This is a genomic window from Microbacterium algeriense (genome assembly GCF_008868005.1).
Classification (GTDB): domain Bacteria; phylum Actinomycetota; class Actinomycetes; order Actinomycetales; family Microbacteriaceae; genus Microbacterium; species Microbacterium algeriense.
The window spans coordinates 724,864-741,764 of sequence record NZ_WAAO01000001.1 but is presented as its reverse complement, the minus strand read 5'-3'; the positions used below and the strand labels follow the sequence as shown (position 1 = coordinate 741,764).

The 16,901-nt window shown below is 71.4% G+C and carries 14 protein-coding genes; 2 read left to right on the top strand and 12 right to left on the bottom strand.

What is annotated here, in order from left to right:
- Positions 1-6 precede the first annotated feature (6 nt).
- The 8 genes from F6A08_RS03530 to F6A08_RS03495 form a co-directional block, all read right to left on the bottom strand.
- Complete coding sequence (locus F6A08_RS03530) at positions 7-1,116, bottom strand: glycerate kinase (RefSeq protein WP_124896447.1); 1,110 nt, start codon at positions 1,114-1,116, stop codon at positions 7-9.
- Entirely contained in the window at positions 1,113-2,177 is a 1,065-nt protein-coding gene (locus F6A08_RS03525) for a LacI family DNA-binding transcriptional regulator (protein WP_225855718.1), read from the bottom strand. Before F6A08_RS03525 ends, F6A08_RS03530 begins: the two co-directional genes overlap by 4 nt.
- 25 nt (positions 2,178-2,202) lie before the next feature.
- On the bottom strand, positions 2,203-2,970 hold the full coding sequence (locus tag F6A08_RS03520) for a sugar phosphate isomerase/epimerase family protein (RefSeq protein ID WP_151458631.1): 768 nt from the start codon (positions 2,968-2,970) through the stop codon (positions 2,203-2,205).
- A gap of 177 nt (positions 2,971-3,147) precedes the next feature.
- Entirely contained in the window at positions 3,148-4,014 is an 867-nt protein-coding gene (locus F6A08_RS03515; RefSeq protein WP_151458630.1) for a sugar phosphate isomerase/epimerase family protein, read from the bottom strand.
- Positions 4,011-5,282, bottom strand: coding sequence for a dihydrodipicolinate synthase family protein (locus F6A08_RS03510; RefSeq protein ID WP_151458629.1), 1,272 nt, complete (start codon positions 5,280-5,282; stop codon positions 4,011-4,013). The genes F6A08_RS03515 and F6A08_RS03510 overlap by 4 nt, the downstream gene beginning before the upstream one ends.
- A 5-nt stretch (positions 5,283-5,287) precedes the next feature.
- On the bottom strand, positions 5,288-6,451 hold the full coding sequence (locus F6A08_RS03505; protein WP_017204204.1) for a Gfo/Idh/MocA family protein: 1,164 nt from the start codon (positions 6,449-6,451) through the stop codon (positions 5,288-5,290).
- A gap of 102 nt (positions 6,452-6,553) precedes the next feature.
- On the bottom strand, positions 6,554-7,657 hold the full coding sequence (locus F6A08_RS03500) for a substrate-binding domain-containing protein (protein ID WP_151458628.1): 1,104 nt from the start codon (positions 7,655-7,657) through the stop codon (positions 6,554-6,556).
- Entirely contained in the window at positions 7,654-9,510 is a 1,857-nt protein-coding gene (locus tag F6A08_RS03495; protein ID WP_151458627.1) for a heparinase II/III family protein, read from the bottom strand. Before F6A08_RS03495 ends, F6A08_RS03500 begins: the two co-directional genes overlap by 4 nt.
- Positions 9,511-9,651: 141 nt before the next feature.
- Here F6A08_RS03495 and F6A08_RS03490 point away from each other — a divergent pair, with 141 nt between their 5' ends.
- Positions 9,652-10,665, top strand: a complete 1,014-nt coding sequence (locus tag F6A08_RS03490) for a hydroxyacid dehydrogenase (RefSeq protein ID WP_151458626.1) — start codon at positions 9,652-9,654, stop codon at positions 10,663-10,665.
- 9 nt (positions 10,666-10,674) lie between these two features.
- On the opposite strand, the gene F6A08_RS03485 is transcribed toward F6A08_RS03490, so the two are convergent.
- Together F6A08_RS03485 and F6A08_RS03480 are read right to left on the bottom strand one after the other, a co-directional pair.
- Complete coding sequence (locus F6A08_RS03485) at positions 10,675-11,163, bottom strand: Lrp/AsnC family transcriptional regulator (RefSeq protein WP_017204200.1); 489 nt, start codon at positions 11,161-11,163, stop codon at positions 10,675-10,677.
- 88 nt (positions 11,164-11,251) lie between these two features.
- Positions 11,252-12,709, bottom strand: a complete 1,458-nt coding sequence (locus F6A08_RS03480; protein ID WP_017204199.1) for an aldehyde dehydrogenase family protein — start codon at positions 12,707-12,709, stop codon at positions 11,252-11,254.
- Positions 12,710-12,897: 188 nt separating this feature from the next.
- Between F6A08_RS03480 and F6A08_RS03475 the strand changes: the two genes are divergently transcribed.
- Entirely contained in the window at positions 12,898-14,346 is a 1,449-nt protein-coding gene (locus F6A08_RS03475) for an NAD(P)/FAD-dependent oxidoreductase (protein WP_124896455.1), read from the top strand.
- Between the two features lie 71 nt (positions 14,347-14,417).
- On the opposite strand, the gene F6A08_RS03470 is transcribed toward F6A08_RS03475, so the two are convergent.
- Positions 14,418-15,653, bottom strand: a complete 1,236-nt coding sequence (locus F6A08_RS03470) for an MFS transporter (protein WP_151458625.1) — start codon at positions 15,651-15,653, stop codon at positions 14,418-14,420.
- Positions 15,654-15,817: 164 nt separating this feature from the next.
- Positions 15,818-16,780, bottom strand: coding sequence for a LacI family DNA-binding transcriptional regulator (locus F6A08_RS03465; RefSeq protein WP_192576714.1), 963 nt, complete (start codon positions 16,778-16,780; stop codon positions 15,818-15,820).
- Positions 16,781-16,901: the final 121 nt, after the last annotated feature.

Genomic DNA, 16,901 nt, shown 5'->3' with positions numbered 1-16,901 from the left:
GTGGACTCAGGACGTCGTGGCGCGCGCCAGCGCCGCGCCCGCTTCGCGTAACCAGCGTGGGGGCTCGGTGAGCGCGGCCTCGGCCGAGCCGGCAAGGTCGGTGAGGGAGGTGGACGCCGCGAACAGCGAGGTGTCGGAGTCGTCGGTGATCCGGCCCGCCGCGAGCATCGCGCGGACGCCCGCCGTCGCAGCGAGGTCGGCGAGGAACGAGGGAACCTTGCCGTCGCCGGACTGCCCGTCGTAGGAGCCCTCCCCCGTGATGACGATGTCGGCTGCGTCGATCGCGGCGGGCAGGCGGATGAGCTCGGCCACCTCGGCGGCACCGGGAGCGAGCACTCCACCCCACCGCACGAGTGCGGCGCCGGTGCCCCCGGCCGCTCCGGCGCCGGGCTGTGTGGGATCGAGCCCGAGCCGCGCGGCCAGTCGGCCCAGCGCCTCGTCCACCCGGGCGATGTCGTCAGCGTCCCGTAGCCCCTTCTGCGGACCGAACACCGCGGCGGCGCCGCGCGGGCCGGTGAGCGGGTTGGTAACGTCGGTCAGCACCCGCACTTCCGGCGCCGTCCGCAATCGCGTCAGATCGACCGACGTGATCTCGCTGAGGCCTCGCGCCCCGCGGGGGACGGGGACGCCTGCGGCATCCAGGAAGCGGGCGCCCAGCGCCGTGAGCATCCCGGTGCCGCCGTCCGTCGAAGCGCTCGATCCGATGCCGACGACGAGCCGGGAGACGCCGTGATCGAGCGCCGCGGCAATCGCCTGTCCGAGACCCGTGGTGTCCGCGTCCCAGGGGCGCAGCCCGTCCAGGAGCTCGATTCCGGAGGTCGAGGCGAGGTCGACGACCGCGGTCCCTCCCGGCGCGTCCTCGGTCGGCGGCAGCAGCAGCCAGGCGGTGTCGATGGACACGCCCGCGGGTCCGTCGACCGTGACCGGCATTCGCACCGCGCCGGCGACAGCGGCTTGGAACGCGTCGACCGTGCCCTCCCCGCCGTCCGCCATCGGCCGGTGCACGAACTCGGCCGTCGGCTCGACGGAGGCCCATCCCTCCGCCAGCGCGACCGCGGCGTCGACAGCGGTGATCGTGCCCTTGAAGCTGTCCGGTGCCAGCACGACGCGGGTCACGGCGCGACACCGGGAGTGCTCGCGCGGACGACGACCTCGAGCGGCAGCGGCGCCTGCTCCCAATCGGCGTCGACCGTCGCACGGAACGCCTGGTAGCCGACCTCGCTCAAGGGCACACGGACCGTCGTCAACGCCGGTGACACGTCGCGGCTGGAAGGCACATCATCGAACCCGCACACCGCGATGTCGGACCCCACCTCGCGTCCGGCGTCGCGGATCGCGGACATCGCCCCGATCGCGAGCACGTCGCTGATCGCGAACACCAGTGTGCCGGCGGGGACACCGTCGGCCAGGACATCCGTCATGACCGCTGCACCCGACTCGCGGCGGAAGTCTCCGCGCCGCACGGCCGCGACCGTGCCGCCCGCAGCCTCGATACCGGTGCGGAACCCGGCAAGACGGTCGTCCGAGGTGCGCACGCCCTCCGCCGCGCCGATCGCGATCGCGGAACGGTAACCGAGAGCCGCCATCCGCCGCCCGAGCGCCTCCGCCCCGGACCGGTTGTCGATCTCGATGTGCCGTTCCCCCTCGCCCTCGGGGCCGAACGCGACGACTCTGCCACCCAGACGCGCGAAGTCCGCCAGCTCCCGGGCGGTGTCGGCCTCCATCGGCTCCTGCGTGCGCGAGGCCGCGAGGATCAACCCCAGCGGCCGCTGACCGCGCAGCGCCCGGACGATCCGAGCCTCCCGCGCCGGATCGCGCTCGGTGATCGCGATCGTCACCACCAGGCCATGCTCGTCGGCGCCGCGCGCCACTCCGGATGCGATCAACCCGAAGTAGGGGTCGGCGATGTCGGCGACGAGGAGCGCGATCACCGGTGACGTACCTCGCGCGGTCGCCTGAGCCGAGACGTTCGCGGTGTAGCCCAGCTTCACGGCCGCCGCTTCCACGCGTTCGCGGAACGACTCCGCGACCTTGCGCTCGGAGCCGTTGAGCACGCGGGATGCCGTGGCGAGCGACACGCCGGCCTCGCGGGCCACGTCGTGCAGCGTGGCGGCGGGCCCCCGCGCATGGCGCTGAGCCCGCGCCGGCTGTTCCGCGGACGATGCGGGCTTTGTCATGCCCCAGAGCCTACTTCCCGGGCCGTCATCGCCGCGGGTCCGAGAGGTACGCGCGCAGGGCGGCCGCTTCGGCTGACAGCAGCGCGGGATCATCGTCCGGCACGAACTCGAGCAGCGCGTCACGAGGTGGAGACGCCGCGGACCCCGCCTCGGCGAAGTACCGCGTCCAGAGCGCGTCGCGTGCCCGCAGCGGCAGCCGCTCCCGCTCGGGCCACCACGAGAAGACATGGGCCGCGGTGACGTGCGGCGCCAGAGCGCGGTACTCCTCCAGCACGGTGTCGACCGACGCGCCGACGGTGGGCTGCCAGTACGTCGACAGAGACGGACTGCCGACCTCGGTCAGCAGACGCAGCGTGCTCGGGGCGGTGTCGGCGAGCGTGCCGCCGTGGAACTCCAGCGCGAGTGTGACCCCGCGCTCGGCCGCTTCCTCCGCGGCGGCCCGGAGGCGCAGGACCACGGCCGCCCGTTCGACCGGTGTCGCCTCCAGCGAGCCGACCTCGCCCGCCCAGACCCGCACCCGCTGTGCGCCCAGCGCCTGCGCGCTGTCGAGCACGGGTGTGAAAGGCTCCTGCACGCCGGCACGGAAGTACGAGCCGTAGGAGGCGACCGCGAGCCCCGCGTCGACCGTGGCGCGCGCGACCTCCGCCGCCCTGGCCTCGTCGCCCGGCGGCACGTGCACGTCGGCGCCCCACTCGATCACCTCGAGCCCCGCCTGCGCGGCGAGCTCGACGATCCGCTCCGGCGTGAGAGCACGGAAGGTCACCGAGCACAGCCCTGGCCGGATCCCCGTCATGTCTTCATCCTCTCAGCTCCCACCCCGGCGCCATCCGCCGGCCGCCGGCCACGGGACGGATGTCGGACGAGCGGACGGATGCCGGACGAGACGAGCCCCTTTCGCCCGACATCCGTGAATCCGCCCGACAAGTGTCCGGACGGGCGGCATCGGACGGGCGTCGGAGGGGGCGGAGGGTCATGGCAGATGCGGGGAGACGGCGGAGGCGAAGGTCTCGGCTGTGTGTCGCACGACGCGGTCCGGGGCATCCGCCCAGACGTCGGCGTTGAAGATCTCGACCTCGATGTCGCGGTCGTATCCGGTGGCGACCACGGCGCGGGTGAGGGAGCCGAAGTCGATCACGCCCTCGCCGGTGTAGTGCCGGGACAGCAGCACGTCCGCGGCGAGCGGCGTCTTCCAGTCGCACACCTGGTACGTGGCGATGCGTCCTTCGCGACCCGCTCGTGCGATCTGGTCGAGCACCTGCGGGTCCCACCAGATGTGGAAGGTGTCGACCGCGGCCCCGACCACCTCGGGGTCGAAGTCCGCCGCGATGTCGAGCGCCTGACCCAGGGTCGACACCACGGCACGGTCGGATGCGTACATCGGATGCAGCGGCTCGATCGCGAGGGTGACCCCCGCGGCCTCCGCCTCCGGGGCGAGCGCGCCGACGGCATCGCGCACACGCTCGCGCGCGCCGATCAGGTCCCGCGATCCCGGGGGCAGGCCGCCCGCGACGAGCACGAGCACGGCGGTGGAGCCCTCCGCACCGGCGGCGGCGAGGGTCGCGGTCTCCTCGATGGCACGGCGGTTGTCGTCGAGGGCGGCCTCGCGCTCGGGGCCGACCGGGAGGGTGAAGAACCCGCCGCGACAGTGCGTCGTGAAGCGCAGACCCGAGTCCGCGAGCATCCGCGCCGCTTCGTCGAGGCCGACCTCGTTCACGGGTTCCCGCCAGAGTCCGATCGCCTGGACGCCCGCCTCGGCTGTGACGCGCAGCGCCGTGGCGAGGTCGGCGTGCTTGATGGTCGCCTGATTGATCGACAGGCGCGGGTCGGGGGCGGTCATGCGTCCACTCCGTTCAGGCGCAGCATGCCGTGCCACCGCTGTCGGGCGAGGTCGGGGTCCTCGAGGGCGAGCGAGGCGTTCGCGAGCTCGACGATGCGACTCAGGTGCGGAAGGCTCCGCGCGGAGTGCAGCCCTCCCACCATCTGGAACGCCGGCTGGTGGCCGTTGAGCCAGGAGAGGAACGCCACCCCCGTCTTGTAGTAGAACGTGGGCGCCGCGAACACCTGACGGCTGAGCTCCTCGGTCGGGCCGAGGATCTCGAGATACCGCGCGTGATCGCCCGCGTCGAGCGCCTGGATCGCCGCCGACGCGACGGGAGTGATCGCCGCGAACGCCCCGAGCAGCGCGTCCGAGTATCCGCGATCCTCGCCGAGCGCACGGGTTGCCGTCGAGGGCACGGCTTCGGTGCGTGCGGAGCCCGTGCGCTCGGCGGCATCCCGTGCACTCGGCGAATCGGAAGCGGGAGCGGGGGCGGGAGCGGGGGCGAGGAGGGCGACGTAGTTGAAGTCGTCGCCGGTGAACATGCGGACGCCCTCGGGGAGCCGGCTGCGCACCGAGATCTCGGACTCGGCGTTCAACAGGCTCATCTTGACGCCGGCGACCCGGTCCGGATTCTCCTCGATGATCTCGAGCAGCACGGCGGAGGCGCTCTGCCAGTCGTCGGCGCCGAAATACCCCTTCAGCTCCGGGTCGAAGGCGGTGCCGAGCCAGTGCAGCACCACGGGCACCGACGCCCGCGACAGCACCTCGCGGTAGACGCGCCGGTAGTCCTCGGGCCCCGTCGCGACACGGGCGAGGTGCCGCGAGGCCATCAGCACGGGACCGGCGCCCTGCTCCTCGGTGAAGTGCAGCTGCTCGAGGTAGGCCGCGATCACCTGCTCGATAGAGATGTGCGAGTCGGCCACGTGATCGGTGTTGACGCCGACCACGACCGAGCCGCCCTCCTCGCGCGCCACCTCCGCGCTGCGGGAGATCAGCTCCCGGGTGGCTGCGGCGTCCAGGCCCATGTTCCGCTGGGCGGTGTCCATCGCGTCCGCGACACCGAGCCCCCAGGAGTACACGTTGCGGCGGAAGGCCAGCGTGGAGTCCCAGTCGATGTCGGCGGGCTCCCCCGGGGTGTTGTCGGCGTGCACCTTCGGCACGACGTGCGCGGCCGCGTAGGCGACACGGCTGCGCAGCGGCCCCGTCGGACGCACGTAGGCGCCCGAGTCGTTGAGGTCGACGTCGGCGAGGTCGCCCGTGGTACGGAGGAGTCGGAGAGTGCTCATGCGGCTCAGTCCAGCGTCAGCGGCTCGAGGGCGATCTTGCGACCCTCGGCGCTGGACGTCAGTCCTGCTTCGGCGAACTGCACCCCGCGAGCGCCGGCGAGCAGGTCGAACGGGTAGTCCGTGCCCTCGACGTAGGAGACCAGGTACTCCTCCCACTGCTGGCGGAAGCCGTTCTTGAACACGTCGTTCGTGGGGACCTGCTGCCAGTCGGCGTCGTAGTCGCGGGTGTCCTCGAGGTCGGGGTTCCACACCGGCTTGGGGGTCGCGTTGCGGGGCTGGATCTTCGCCCCGAACAGGCCGACCACCGCCGAGCCGTGGGTGCCGTCGACCTGGAACTCGACGAGCTCGTCCCGGTTGACGCGCACGGTCCACGAGGAGTTGATCTCGGCGATCACGCCGCCGGAGATCTCGAAGATGCCGTAGGCGGCGTCCTCCGCGGTGGCGGTGTAGTGCTCGCCCTTCTCATCCCAGCGGTCCGCGATGTGCACGGCCGCCTGCGCGTAGACGCTCGTGACCTCGCCGAACAGGTTCTCGAGGACGTAGTTCCAGTGCGGGAACATGTCGGTGATGATGCCGCCGCCGTCCTCCGTCCGGTAGTTCCAGCTGGGACGCTGCGCCGGCTGCCAATCGCCCTCGAACACCCAGTAGCCGAACTCGCCGCGCACCGAGAGGATGCGGCCGAAGAAGCCGGAGTCGATCAGCCGCTTGAGCTTCTGCAGACCGGGGAGGTACAGCTTGTCGTGCACGACGCCGGTCTTCACGCCGGCCTCCTTCGCGAGACGGGCGAGTTCGAGCGCCTCTTCGAGCGACTCGGCGGTGGGCTTCTCCGTGTAGATCGCCTTGCCGGCGGCGATGGCCTTGCGGATCGCGGAGGCGCGGGCCTTGGTCACGAGGAAGTCGGCGTAGATCTCCCACTGCGGGTCGGCGAGGGCCGCGTCGAGGTCGGTGGTCCAGTCCTCGATCCCGTGCTTCGCGGCGAGCTCGGCGAGCTTCGCCTCGTTGCGGCCGACCAGGATCGGCTTCACCGTGACGCGGGATCCGTCCGGCAGCTCGATGCCGCCTTCTTCGCGGATCGCGAGGATCGAGCGCACCAGGTGCTGCCGATATCCCATGCGTCCGGAGACCCCGTTCATGATGATCCCGATCTCGCGGGTGTTCGCCTGTGCCATGGTGTTCCGTTTCTCTCGCGGGAGCTGAGGGCGCTTCGGTCGATCGATCGGAAAGCGCTTTCCGAGATCATGCCACGAGACTTCGATGGATCGCAACCGCCGCTACTCGGCGTAGGGGGCGGTCGAGGCGCGCACGTGCAGCGACGGCACGACCTGCACCCGCTCGACGGGTCGCCGTCGGCCCTCGTCGAGCCGAGCGAGCAGCACCTCGACCGCGCGGCGACCGACATGCTGCTTGGGAGGGCGCAACGCCGTGATCGGCGGCGTCCCGCTCTCGGCGACCTCGTCGTCATAGGCGACGATCGACAGCTCGTCCGGCAGCGACCACCCGCTGTCCACCGCATGCTGCTGCACGAGCAGGGCCTGCGGATCCGCGTGGATGAGCATGGCCGTGGTGCCTGTCCCCCGCACCTCCGCCAGCAGCGCGGTCACGGCCGCGTCCCGCTCCTCCGCGTCGAGTCGATCGAGGGACACGTCGCGGTCGACCGTCGCGGTCAGGCCCAGCCTGTCGACGGCGCGGTCCCAGCCCCGCCGGAGCCGCCCGGAGGTGGGCGACGGCGCGGAGGTGAGGATGCCGACCCTGCGGTGGCCGAGCTCGAACAGGTGGCGCGCCGCGAGGGCCCCGCCGAACGCATGATCGGTGGTCACGCTCTCGAGACCGGACAGCGCGAGCGTCGACGGCGCGCGCCGCTCGACCAGCACGACCGGGAGCGGGAGCGCGTCCAGCCACTGCAGGAGCGCATGACCGTCGGGGCCGAGACTCTCCGGGGCGACGATCAGTCCGTGGACGGTGCCCGCGTCGACGAGAGACGCGATCTGCCGCCGCTGGTCGTCGGCCGCGTAACTGGCGCCGCGCAGGATGAGCTGCGCGCCGAGCTCCGTCGCTGCGGCCCGTGCGCCGATCACGACCTGGGGCCAGTAGTAGCTCAGCGACGGCACCACCATCCCGATCCGGAACCTCGATGCCGCCGGCCCGCCCCGCACGACAGCGGTGTCGAGGGCGCTGCGCAGCGTCGCGCCACCGTGCACCCTCGTGAGCAGCCCGCGGTCGGCCAGCGCGCCGATGTCGCGGCGGATCGTGAGTTCCGCGACGCCGAGCTCGCGTGCCAGATCGGCGACGCGCACGGCGCCGATCCGCCGCAGCTCGTCCATGATGCGCTCGCGTCGGGAGATGCCGAACCGCGGCGCCTGCTCCTCGTCGGTCATCCGGCCATTCCTCTCAGCTCCCACGACGTGGTCCCCGGCATGGGGGCGAACAGCAGCCGCGAGACCTCCGGTCCCCACGACCGCTCCAGGTAGGGATCGGCCACGGACCGGGTCTCGACCTCGACCTCCGCCGGATCGTACGACAGCAGCAGGTCCGCCGATCCCTCGCGCCCGGGGATGCGGACGCCGTCCGGCCGGAGCTCCGGCACTCCGGCGCACACCACGACGATGCGGGTGTCGGGATGCCCGACCGCCGCTCCCTCGTCGCGGACGCTGACCTCGCCGTCCCCGTGCCGCACGGTGCGCAGCCACGAGATCTCCGCCTCGTCCGGCCAGGGGTATGCCGCGCTGAGGTCGATCTCCCACCCGTCGTCGAGCGCACGGACGGGCGCCTGCCACTCGCGCCCGGCACGCTGCTCCCGGCCGTACGGCAGAGGCGCGCTGTGCCAGCCACTGGTGACGTACCAGAGCTCATAGCGCGCCGCCGAGAAAGTCTGGGCCGTGTACGTCGCTCGGCCGAAGTCCGCGAGGAGGGGCACGCCGTCGACGGCGACCGAGATCGAACCGAGGTCGTTGTGGTTGTGGTTCTCGGCGTTGTGCCCGCCCTTCACCGTCACGGCGAGGCCGGCGGTGTCGCCGGGAGTCCGGCGGCGGAGGCCGAAGCCGATCGAGGCCAGCTCCACGGGCGACGGCAGCGGTGCGGGACCGCGCGGAGCCGTCCACCAGGACTCATCGAGGACCTCGGCGGATAGGCGGCCCAACCCCGAGGCCGTATCGGCCGCCGCGCCCCGCAGGACTCCGTCCTCCCGATAGCGGGCAGCGAATCCCGCGGTCTCGTCCTGTCCGCACAGTCGCGCGGCTCGATACAGTGCGTGCCAGGGCAGCCCGGTGGCGTTCCTGGCCTCGGTGTCCGAGAAGCTCGCCGACCACTCCGCCCCGAGCTGGACCCGCTCCGGGAACCGGACCAGCTCGGCGAGTCCTCGAAGCGGGCCGTCGGCCACCGCGGCGGCGACCTCGCCCCCCGTGAGCCCGTCGAGCAGCGACAGCGCGTCGAGAGCCCGCGCCGCACCCTGCCACCAGTACGCGAAGCCCTCGTCGATCGCCCCGTCGGCGGGGAGCTGCGCGAGGTAGCGATCGAGGCCGTCGACGCACAGGTCCAGCACCTCCGCCCGCGCCGCTCTCGCACGGAACGCCACGGCGGCCGGTATCAGGTTGCCGTGGATCCACGGGGCCCAGTTGTGCACGTGGCCCTCCGTGCCCTCCCACGCCCAGTCCCGACGGCGGACGAAGGGCCGGAGGACGCGCGCGTTCGTCTCTCGCCGGAGGCGCGCGACGAGTCCGGGGGACGCCTTCTCGAGGGCGTCGCCCAGCAGGAGCACCGCCCAACCGGCGAGCGCCGCCTCCTCCCCGGCTCCCAGGTCCACGAAGGGCCGCGTCGTGTCGGGAGCCCGCAGCCCCCGAGTGAAGGCATCGTCGTGGGCGGGCCAGCACCACGTCGACTGCTCGCAGAGCAGCGCGAGCCCGTCCGCCGCCTCGGCGACGCGATCGGGCGTCGGATCGATGGCCGCGGCGAGGACCGCCAGACGCAGTCGCCGGTCCCGCGCGAAGACGACCGCCTCGTAGCCGATGCGGTCGCCCGTGCGGGCGTACGCCGCCCACTGCGACAGCAGAGGGTGCGGCCACGCCGTCCCCGCCGACTCCTCCGCTGCCGCGAGCACGAAGGCGCGCGCTCCGGGGTCGATCGCGTCCCACACGTCCCGGTCGCCGGAGGGCGGCACGAGCAGCGGCTCGTCCGTGCGACGGCTCCGCGTCCAGAGTTCGCGCAGCGCACCCCGGGGAATCAGCGCGTCCATCGGAAGATCCGTGTTCGATTCTGTTCGACTTCGATCGATCCGATCCGAATCTGTTGCTCTCGCATGGTCGCACAGTCTTCACTGAAACCACGACGTCCCGCAACCCGCCGTTCCCCACCCTGACGACCGACCGGAGATCCCATGCCGACGCGCCCTCGCGCCCTCGTCCTGATGGGCTCGGACACGTTCTCCGCCCTGTTCGACGAGGAGCGGCTCGATCGGCTCGCCTCGCTGGCGGACCTCGGAGACCTCACCACCCTCGCCGACCTCGACGACACCGCCCACGATCCCGAGCTGGCCGAGGTCGAGGTGCTGATCACCTCCTGGGGCGCCCCCGCCCTCGACGCGCGCCTGCTCGCCCGGCTGCCGCGGCTGCGCGCCGTGTTCCATGCGGCCGGAAGCGTCCGGGCGCATGTGACCGAGGCGTTCTGGGAGCGCGGCATCCTGATCACCTCCGCGGCCGACGTCAATGCGGTGCCCGTCGCCGAGTTCACGCTCGCGGCCATCCTCCTCGCGGGGAAGCGGGCTCTCGTGCACGTGCGGACTCCGGGAGCCCCGCGCCTGCCCGACGAGGGCCTCGGCCGACACGCGAAGCTGGGCAACCACGGCCGCACGATCGGCGTCGTCGGCTTCTCGCGGACGGGACGCCGCGTCGTGGATCTGCTGCGTCCGTTCGACGGCCTCGACGTCGTCGTCGCCGATCCGTTCGCCGATCGCCGTGCGGTCGAAGCCGCCGGCGCCCGACTGGCTCCGCTGGCCGAGGTGCTCCCCGTGTCGGACGTGCTCACGCTGCACGCCCCCGCGCTGCCGTCGACGCGGCACCTGATCGGCCCCGCGCAGCTGGCCGCCCTGCCGGATGGGGCAACCCTCATCAACACGGCGCGAGGGGCACTGGTCGACCACGACGCGCTGCTGCGGGAATGCCGCTCCGGTCGACTCGACGCGATCCTCGACGTGACCGATCCGGAGCCGCTGCCCGCCGACTCCGAGCTCCTCCGGCTGCCGAACGTCGCCGTGACGCCGCACCTGGCCGGCTCCCTCGGCACCGAGACCCGGCGCCTGGTCGACGCCGCGCTCGATGAACTCGAGGCGTACAGCGGCGGGCGACCGGCCGCGCATCCTGTCGACAGGGCGGAACTGGCCCGGAGCGCCTAGGCGCCCTGCTCAGCGGCTGTCGCCGACGCCCCAGCCGTAGGCGAGCTTGTGCGCCTTCAGCACGAAGAACGACTCGGTCTGGACCACGCCGGGGATCTTCTGCAGAGTGCCGAACATCAACTCGGTGTAGTGGTCGATGTCGCGGCACACGACCTCGACCATGACGTCGAAGGAGCCGCTGGTGAGGACGACGTAGCTCGTCTCCGGCAGCGCGGAGAGCGCCTCGCAGACGTCCGGTCCGGTGCCGGCGGCGCAGCGGATCCCGATCAGCGCCAGGCGATCGAAGCCGATGTTGAGCGGGTTGGCGATGCCGACGATCTGGAACAGTCCGCTGTCCTGCAGCCGCTGCACGCGGTAGCGCACCGAGGAGGCGGACACCCCGAGATCCTGCGCGAGCACGCTGAAGGGTGTGCGTCCGTCGATCTGCAGCGCGGCGATCAGCTTCCGGTCGAGGTCATCGAGGTCGAGCGGCGTGGCGGCCTGTTCGCGATCCGGCATCAAGATCCTCCTCGGCTCGGGGTGACGCCCCTCATCCTATAGACGGGCGGCGGCCGTCCCGTCGTTCGACCGCCGCCCCGACACCGCGTCAGTCTCCGATGTGGATCACCGACGTGCGCAGATCGGTCATGTCGTGCAGCGTGTACATGCCGCCGATGCGCCCCCAGCCGGTGCCCTTTCCGCCGGCGCCTCCGAACGGCATGTTGATGTCCCACCAGCCGTTGGACTCGTTGAGCAGCACCTGGCCGGTCTCCAGCTCCTCGAGGAAGCGGAAGCCGCGGGCGATGTCGCGCGTGAACACGGCCGACTGGAGGCCGAGCGAGTCCGCGTTCGCGATCCGGAGCGCGTCGTCGTCGTCCTGGGCGGTGATGATCGGGAGCACGGGCCCGAAGGACTCCTCACGCGACAGCAGCGACTGCTCGGTCACGCCGTCGACGATCGTGAAGTCGTAGTACAGGTCGGTCGCGAAGCCGGAGGCACGACCCCCGCCCAGCAGGACGTCGAATCCGAGGGCGCGCGCCTCGTCCAGGTGCCGATCCATCTTGTCGGCGACGCCGGCGTTGTTGAGCGGGCCGAGGTTGGTGGCCGGGTCGAACGGATCGCCGAGCTTGACGGTCTTCGCGTAGGAGAGGGCCGCTTCGAGGAAGGCGTCGTGCGCCTTGCGATGCACGATCACGCGCTCGGTCGCGCAGCACACCTGTCCCGCACAGTAGAAGGCGGAGTCGACGGCCGCCTTCGCCGCGCGCTCCATGTTGGCGTCGTCGAGCACGACCACGGGACCGTTGCCGGAGCACTCCATGACGGATCGCTTGAGACCGGCGGTCGCCTGGATCTTCGCGCCGGTCGCCGACGACCCGATGAAGCCGATCGCGTGGATGCCCGGGTGCGACACCAGCCGCGAGCCGAAGGCTCCCTCGCCGGGCAGGATGTTGACCAGTCCGTCGGGAAGACCGGCCTCGGCCAGGTACTCCATCGCCTTCAGCACCGTCAGCGAGGTGTGGATCGGCGGCTTGACGACGAGGGCGTTCCCGGTCGCGAGTCCGGGAGCGGCGAATTCCGTGAACATCAGCAGCGGGAAGTTCCACGGCGTGATGATGGCCCAGGTGCCGACGGCCTGCCGCCAGGTGTGCATCCGCTTGAGCGGGTCGGAGGACGGGAGTGTCTCGCCGTACAGCCGGAGGGCGTCCTCGGCGTGCAGGTGGAACAGCTGCGCCGCCTCGTTGACGTCGGCGCGCGACTCGGCCAGGGGCTTGCCCTGCTCCAGGGTCTGCAGCAGCGCGAGCTCCTCGACGTGCGCGGAGATCGTGTCGCCGATGCGGTGGCAGATCTGCGCCCGCTCCCACACGTTCACCCGGCGCCATTCGCGCTGCGCCCGGTTGGCTGCGGCGACCGCACGGTCGAGGTCCGCGTCGGTGGCGACGGGAAGGGCGGCGATCCGCTCGCCCGTCGCCGGGCTGATCACCTCGAACCGGTCGCCTCCTGTGCCGTCGGTGTAGGCCCCGTCGATGAAGAGCTGAGGTGTGGGCGCGGGGAGCTGCAGGGACATGGCGCGATTCTCCTGTCGTCGGTGACCTTCGTGAATGATGGTCAGCCTAGCCACGGGTTGCGGAATTGACAATAGATATCGCGCACTCGTGATTGATCCAATAATCTGAGACGAGCAGAGTTGCTGATTCAACAGATGTTGGGCACGAATGTGTTCGATGTGACAATCGGAAGAGGAGTGCATCCGCCGTGCAGACACCCACGAGCTTCGAACGAGCCGAGCAGCGAGCCGATCGCCGGAAGGCGGCCGCGGCGGTCGCCGGCGCTCGCCGCACCCCCTTCTGGCTGGACGACCTCGACCGTCGCCCCACGCTGCCACCCCTCGAGGAGGACACCGCGACGGACCTCGTCGTCGTGGGCGGCGGCTATGCCGGTCTGTGGACCGCACTGCGCGCCAAGGAACGGTACCCCGACCGCGATGTCGTCCTCGTCGAGGCGAACCGCGTCGCCTGGGCGGCGTCCGGGCGCAACGGCGGATTCTGCGAGCCGAGCCTGACCCACGGTCGAGCGAACGCGGCCATCCACGTCGCCGGCGAGGAGAAGCTGGCGGCCGAGCTCGGCGAGCAGAATCTCGCCGAGCTCCTCGCCACCGTGGACAGGTACGGCATCGAGTGCGACATCCAGCCCCACGGCGTCATCAAGCTCGCCACCGAGCCGCACCAGGAGGAGACGATCCGACGCCTGGCTGCCGCCGATCCGTCCATCGTCGTGCTGACGGACGAGGAGCTGCAGGCGCAGGTGCGCACAGCCGCGGCGCGCGTGGGGGGATGGGCCACCGCCGAGGGCGTGACGCTCAATCCCGCGAAGCTCGCCATGGGTCTGCTCGACGCCTGCATCCGCCTCGGGTGCCGCGTCTACGAGACGACGCCGGCGACCCGGATCAGGAACCTCGGCCGCGGAGCCGGGGTGGAGGTCAGCACCCCGCGCGGACGCATCCGCGCCGCGCACGCCGCCCTCGCGACCAACGGGTTCCGTTCGCTGCTCCGTCGCAATCGGCTGTTCACGGTGCCCGTGTACGACTATGCGCTGGTGACGGAGCCGCTGACCCCCGCCCAGCGCGAGAGCCTGGGCTGGGAGAAGAGACAGGGTGTCACCGATCTGAACAGCCGCTTCCATTACCTGCGCCTGCTGAAGGACGCGGACGGCAACGACCGCCTGCTGCTCGGCGGGTACGACGCGATCTACCACTTCGGCAAGCGGATCGCGCCCGAGTACGACGTCAGCGAACCTACCTTCGAGCGGCTGGCCGTGCACCTGGGCGTCCTGTTCCCTCAGCTCGAGGGCGTGCGATTCAGCCACGCCTGGGGCGGGATGATCGACACGTGCAGCCGCTTCTTCGCCTTCTTCACGCGGGCGTTCCACGGGCAGGCGGTGTCGGCGTCGGGCTTCACGGGGCTCGGGGTGGCGTCGACCCGCTTCGCCGCCGACGCCATGCTCGACCTGCTCAACGACGAGGACACCCCGCGCACCCGATCCCGTCTCGTCCGCCGACGCCCCTTCCCGTTCCCGCCGGAGCCGTTCGCCTGGCCGGCGATCCGCTTCACCGCCGCGCAGATGGCTCGATCGGACCGGCGCGGCGGCAAGCAGGGACTGTGGCTGTGGATCCTCGAGAAGTGCAAGCTCGGCTTCGATTCCTGACGTCTGACCCCTGGCAGGAGAGAGGGCCCCGATCGCCGGAGCGGTCGGGGCCCTCTGTCCTGCGGGAGGCGTCAGACGGCGACGGCCTCCTGCGGGACGCGACGGACGTCCTTCGCGAAGAGCGCGCACACGAAGTTCAGCGCGAAGGTGGCGATGACCATCGCGACGAAGCCGACCGTGTAGTCGCCCGTCGCATCCTTGACGACGCCGAGGAGATACGGATACACGAAACCGCCGACGATGAAGCCGATGCCGAGGACGAAACCGTTCACCGCGCCGATCATGCGGGTGGGCACGGATTCGGCCGCCAGCGCGAGCGCGAGAGGCATTCCCGTGTAGACGCCGAGGCCGACCAGTGGCAGGAACAGCGCGACCAGCACGAAGTCGCCGGCGGCGAGGCTCATCGTGAGAGCGGCGAGGAAGACGGTCATCGCCAGTCCTGCCGCCACGATCAGCCCCTTGCGCCGCCCCATCCGGTCGGAGACGAGACCGAACACGATGGAGGTGATCATGCCGATCAGCACGTACAGGGAGGAGAAGAGACCGGCGAGCGCGGGATCCCATCCGGCCCCCTCGATGAGGATCGTCGGCATCCACACCGCGACCACCGCGAAGATGCCCCACTCGCCGATGAAGAAGGCCGCGGCGATGAGCACGTTGCGGCTGAGGAGCCAGCTCACGAGCGAGCGGCCCGAGGCGTCGGCCTCCTCCGCCACGCCCGGCGCGTCGTCGCGCGGCGCATCCTTCAGGAACAGCGCCGCGATGACGAACACGACGGCGAGCAGCCCTCCGCCGATCGCCGATCCGGTGCGCCATCCGACCGCGACGAGCACGAGCGCGAAGACGTAGAGCGCGAAGGCCGTGCCGATGCCGTCCGAGGTGAACATGACACCCAGGGCGATGCCGCTGCGACGCTCCCGCTCGAACCAGTTGACGGCCATCGTGTACGGGCCGACGAAGAGCAGGCCGACGCCGATGCCGCTGATCGCGCGGCCGAGCATGAGGAGGGTGTAGTCGGGGGCCCATGCGAACAGCAGCTGTCCGACGATGGCGGCGGCGATGCCGACGAGGATGATCCGCTTGATGCCCCAGCGGTCGCCGATCACGCCGGCGAACGGGAGCACGAGGCCGCCGACGAGCGCCGTGATGGATCCGAGGAGGCCTGCTTGCGCGGCGCTGAGCGAGAACTCGGCCGAGATGTCGAGAAGGCTGACGCTCCAGCCGATATAGGGGATGAAGCAGGCGATGAGGACCAGGTAGGACAGTCCGAGCATCACCCACTTCGTCGTGGGATTGGTCGTGTGCATGGTCACGTTCTTTCCATTCGGTGCGGACGAGACTCGGGCAGCCTCGTCGGCGAACTACGAAATTGGCATATCGCGGACCACTTTTTAGTGATCTGAGCGAGAATCTATACCCGAGCCTGCGCGATTGCTAGCCTTCAGGCGATATCAGTTGCTGATTCCGCAGATCACTGACGCGGAGCGGTGCTCGCCCGCTCGATGAGGCGGGTCGGCACGACCGGTCCTGGAGGAGGAGACGCCACGTCGCCTTCGATCTCGGCCACGAGAGTCGCGACCGCCCGCTCCGCCAGGGCCCGGAAGTCCTGCCTGACCGTCGTGAGCGGAGGCCGGAAGTTGGCCGCATCCGGAACGTCGTCGAAGCCGACCACGCTCACGTCCTCCGGAATGCGGCGCCCCGCTTCCGCGAACCATCGCAGCACCCCAAGCGCCATCTGATCGTTGGCGCAGAACACGGCGGAGGCCGCAGCGAGAGCGGGCCCCGCGGCGAAACCGGCATCGGCGCTCCAGTCGCCGCGCACGACCTCGGGGCGCACCACGCCCGCCGCGTCGAGCGCGGCACTCCAGCCCCGCTCGCGCTCGCTCGCCGCGAAGGAGTCGACGGGGCCGGCGAGGTGATGCACGGTCGGGTGGCCGAGCTCGAGCAGGCGAGTGGTCGCGGCCACCGCACCGCCGCGGTGATCGCTGTGCACGGAGACGAAGCTCCCTCCGGCGGGCGCGTCCACCACGACGAGGCGCAGGCCGCCGGGTGGCCGCGCTCCCGGCACCAGGGCCGATGCCTCGTTCAGGACCACGGCGCCGTCGACCTCCTGCTCGGCGAGGCGGTCGAACGCCTCCTCGACGCCCTGAGCGGCGCTGACGACGGTGAGCGCATAGCCGCGTTCGGCCGCGGCCTCCGCGGTCGCCTGGAGCATGCGCGAATTGCCGACCGTCGCCAGCGTGGTGGCCACGAGCCCGATCGTCTGCGAGCGACCGGTGCGCAGCGCCCTGGCCGCGCGGTGCGGACGATAGCCGAGCTCGGCCATCGCGCTCTCGACGCGGGCGCGGGTCTCGGGGTCGACGCGCGGGCTGCCGTTGACCACGCGGGAGACGGTCTGACCCGAAACCCCCGCTCGCGCGGCGACCGTGGCCATGGAGACGCGTGGGGGCAGCTCGCGAGGGCGCGACGTCGGCGACGAGGCGTCGTTTCGCGCGTCGGCCACCACGGACTCCCTTTTCCCGGTCGTGCGGGCCGGGAAAGCCCGGACGCACCTT

Coding starts and splice junctions, on each gene's coding strand:
- F6A08_RS03525 (WP_225855718.1), bottom strand. CDS start 2,177: ATGACAAAGCCCGCATCGTCCGCGGAACAGCCGGCGCGGGCTCAGCGC.
- F6A08_RS03520 (WP_151458631.1), bottom strand. CDS start 2,970: ATGACGGGGATCCGGCCAGGGCTGTGCTCGGTGACCTTCCGTGCTCTC.
- F6A08_RS03515 (WP_151458630.1), bottom strand. CDS start 4,014: ATGACCGCCCCCGACCCGCGCCTGTCGATCAATCAGGCGACCATCAAG.
- F6A08_RS03510 (WP_151458629.1), bottom strand. CDS start 5,282: ATGAGCACTCTCCGACTCCTCCGTACCACGGGCGACCTCGCCGACGTC.
- F6A08_RS03505 (WP_017204204.1), bottom strand. CDS start 6,451: ATGGCACAGGCGAACACCCGCGAGATCGGGATCATCATGAACGGGGTC.
- F6A08_RS03500 (WP_151458628.1), bottom strand. CDS start 7,657: ATGACCGACGAGGAGCAGGCGCCGCGGTTCGGCATCTCCCGACGCGAG.
- F6A08_RS03495 (WP_151458627.1), bottom strand. CDS start 9,510: ATGGACGCGCTGATTCCCCGGGGTGCGCTGCGCGAACTCTGGACGCGG.
- F6A08_RS03490 (WP_151458626.1), top strand. CDS start 9,652: ATGCCGACGCGCCCTCGCGCCCTCGTCCTGATGGGCTCGGACACGTTC.
- F6A08_RS03485 (WP_017204200.1), bottom strand. CDS start 11,163: ATGCCGGATCGCGAACAGGCCGCCACGCCGCTCGACCTCGATGACCTC.
- F6A08_RS03480 (WP_017204199.1), bottom strand. CDS start 12,709: ATGTCCCTGCAGCTCCCCGCGCCCACACCTCAGCTCTTCATCGACGGG.
- F6A08_RS03470 (WP_151458625.1), bottom strand. CDS start 15,653: ATGCACACGACCAATCCCACGACGAAGTGGGTGATGCTCGGACTGTCC.
- F6A08_RS03465 (WP_192576714.1), bottom strand. CDS start 16,780: ATGGCCACGGTCGCCGCGCGAGCGGGGGTTTCGGGTCAGACCGTCTCC.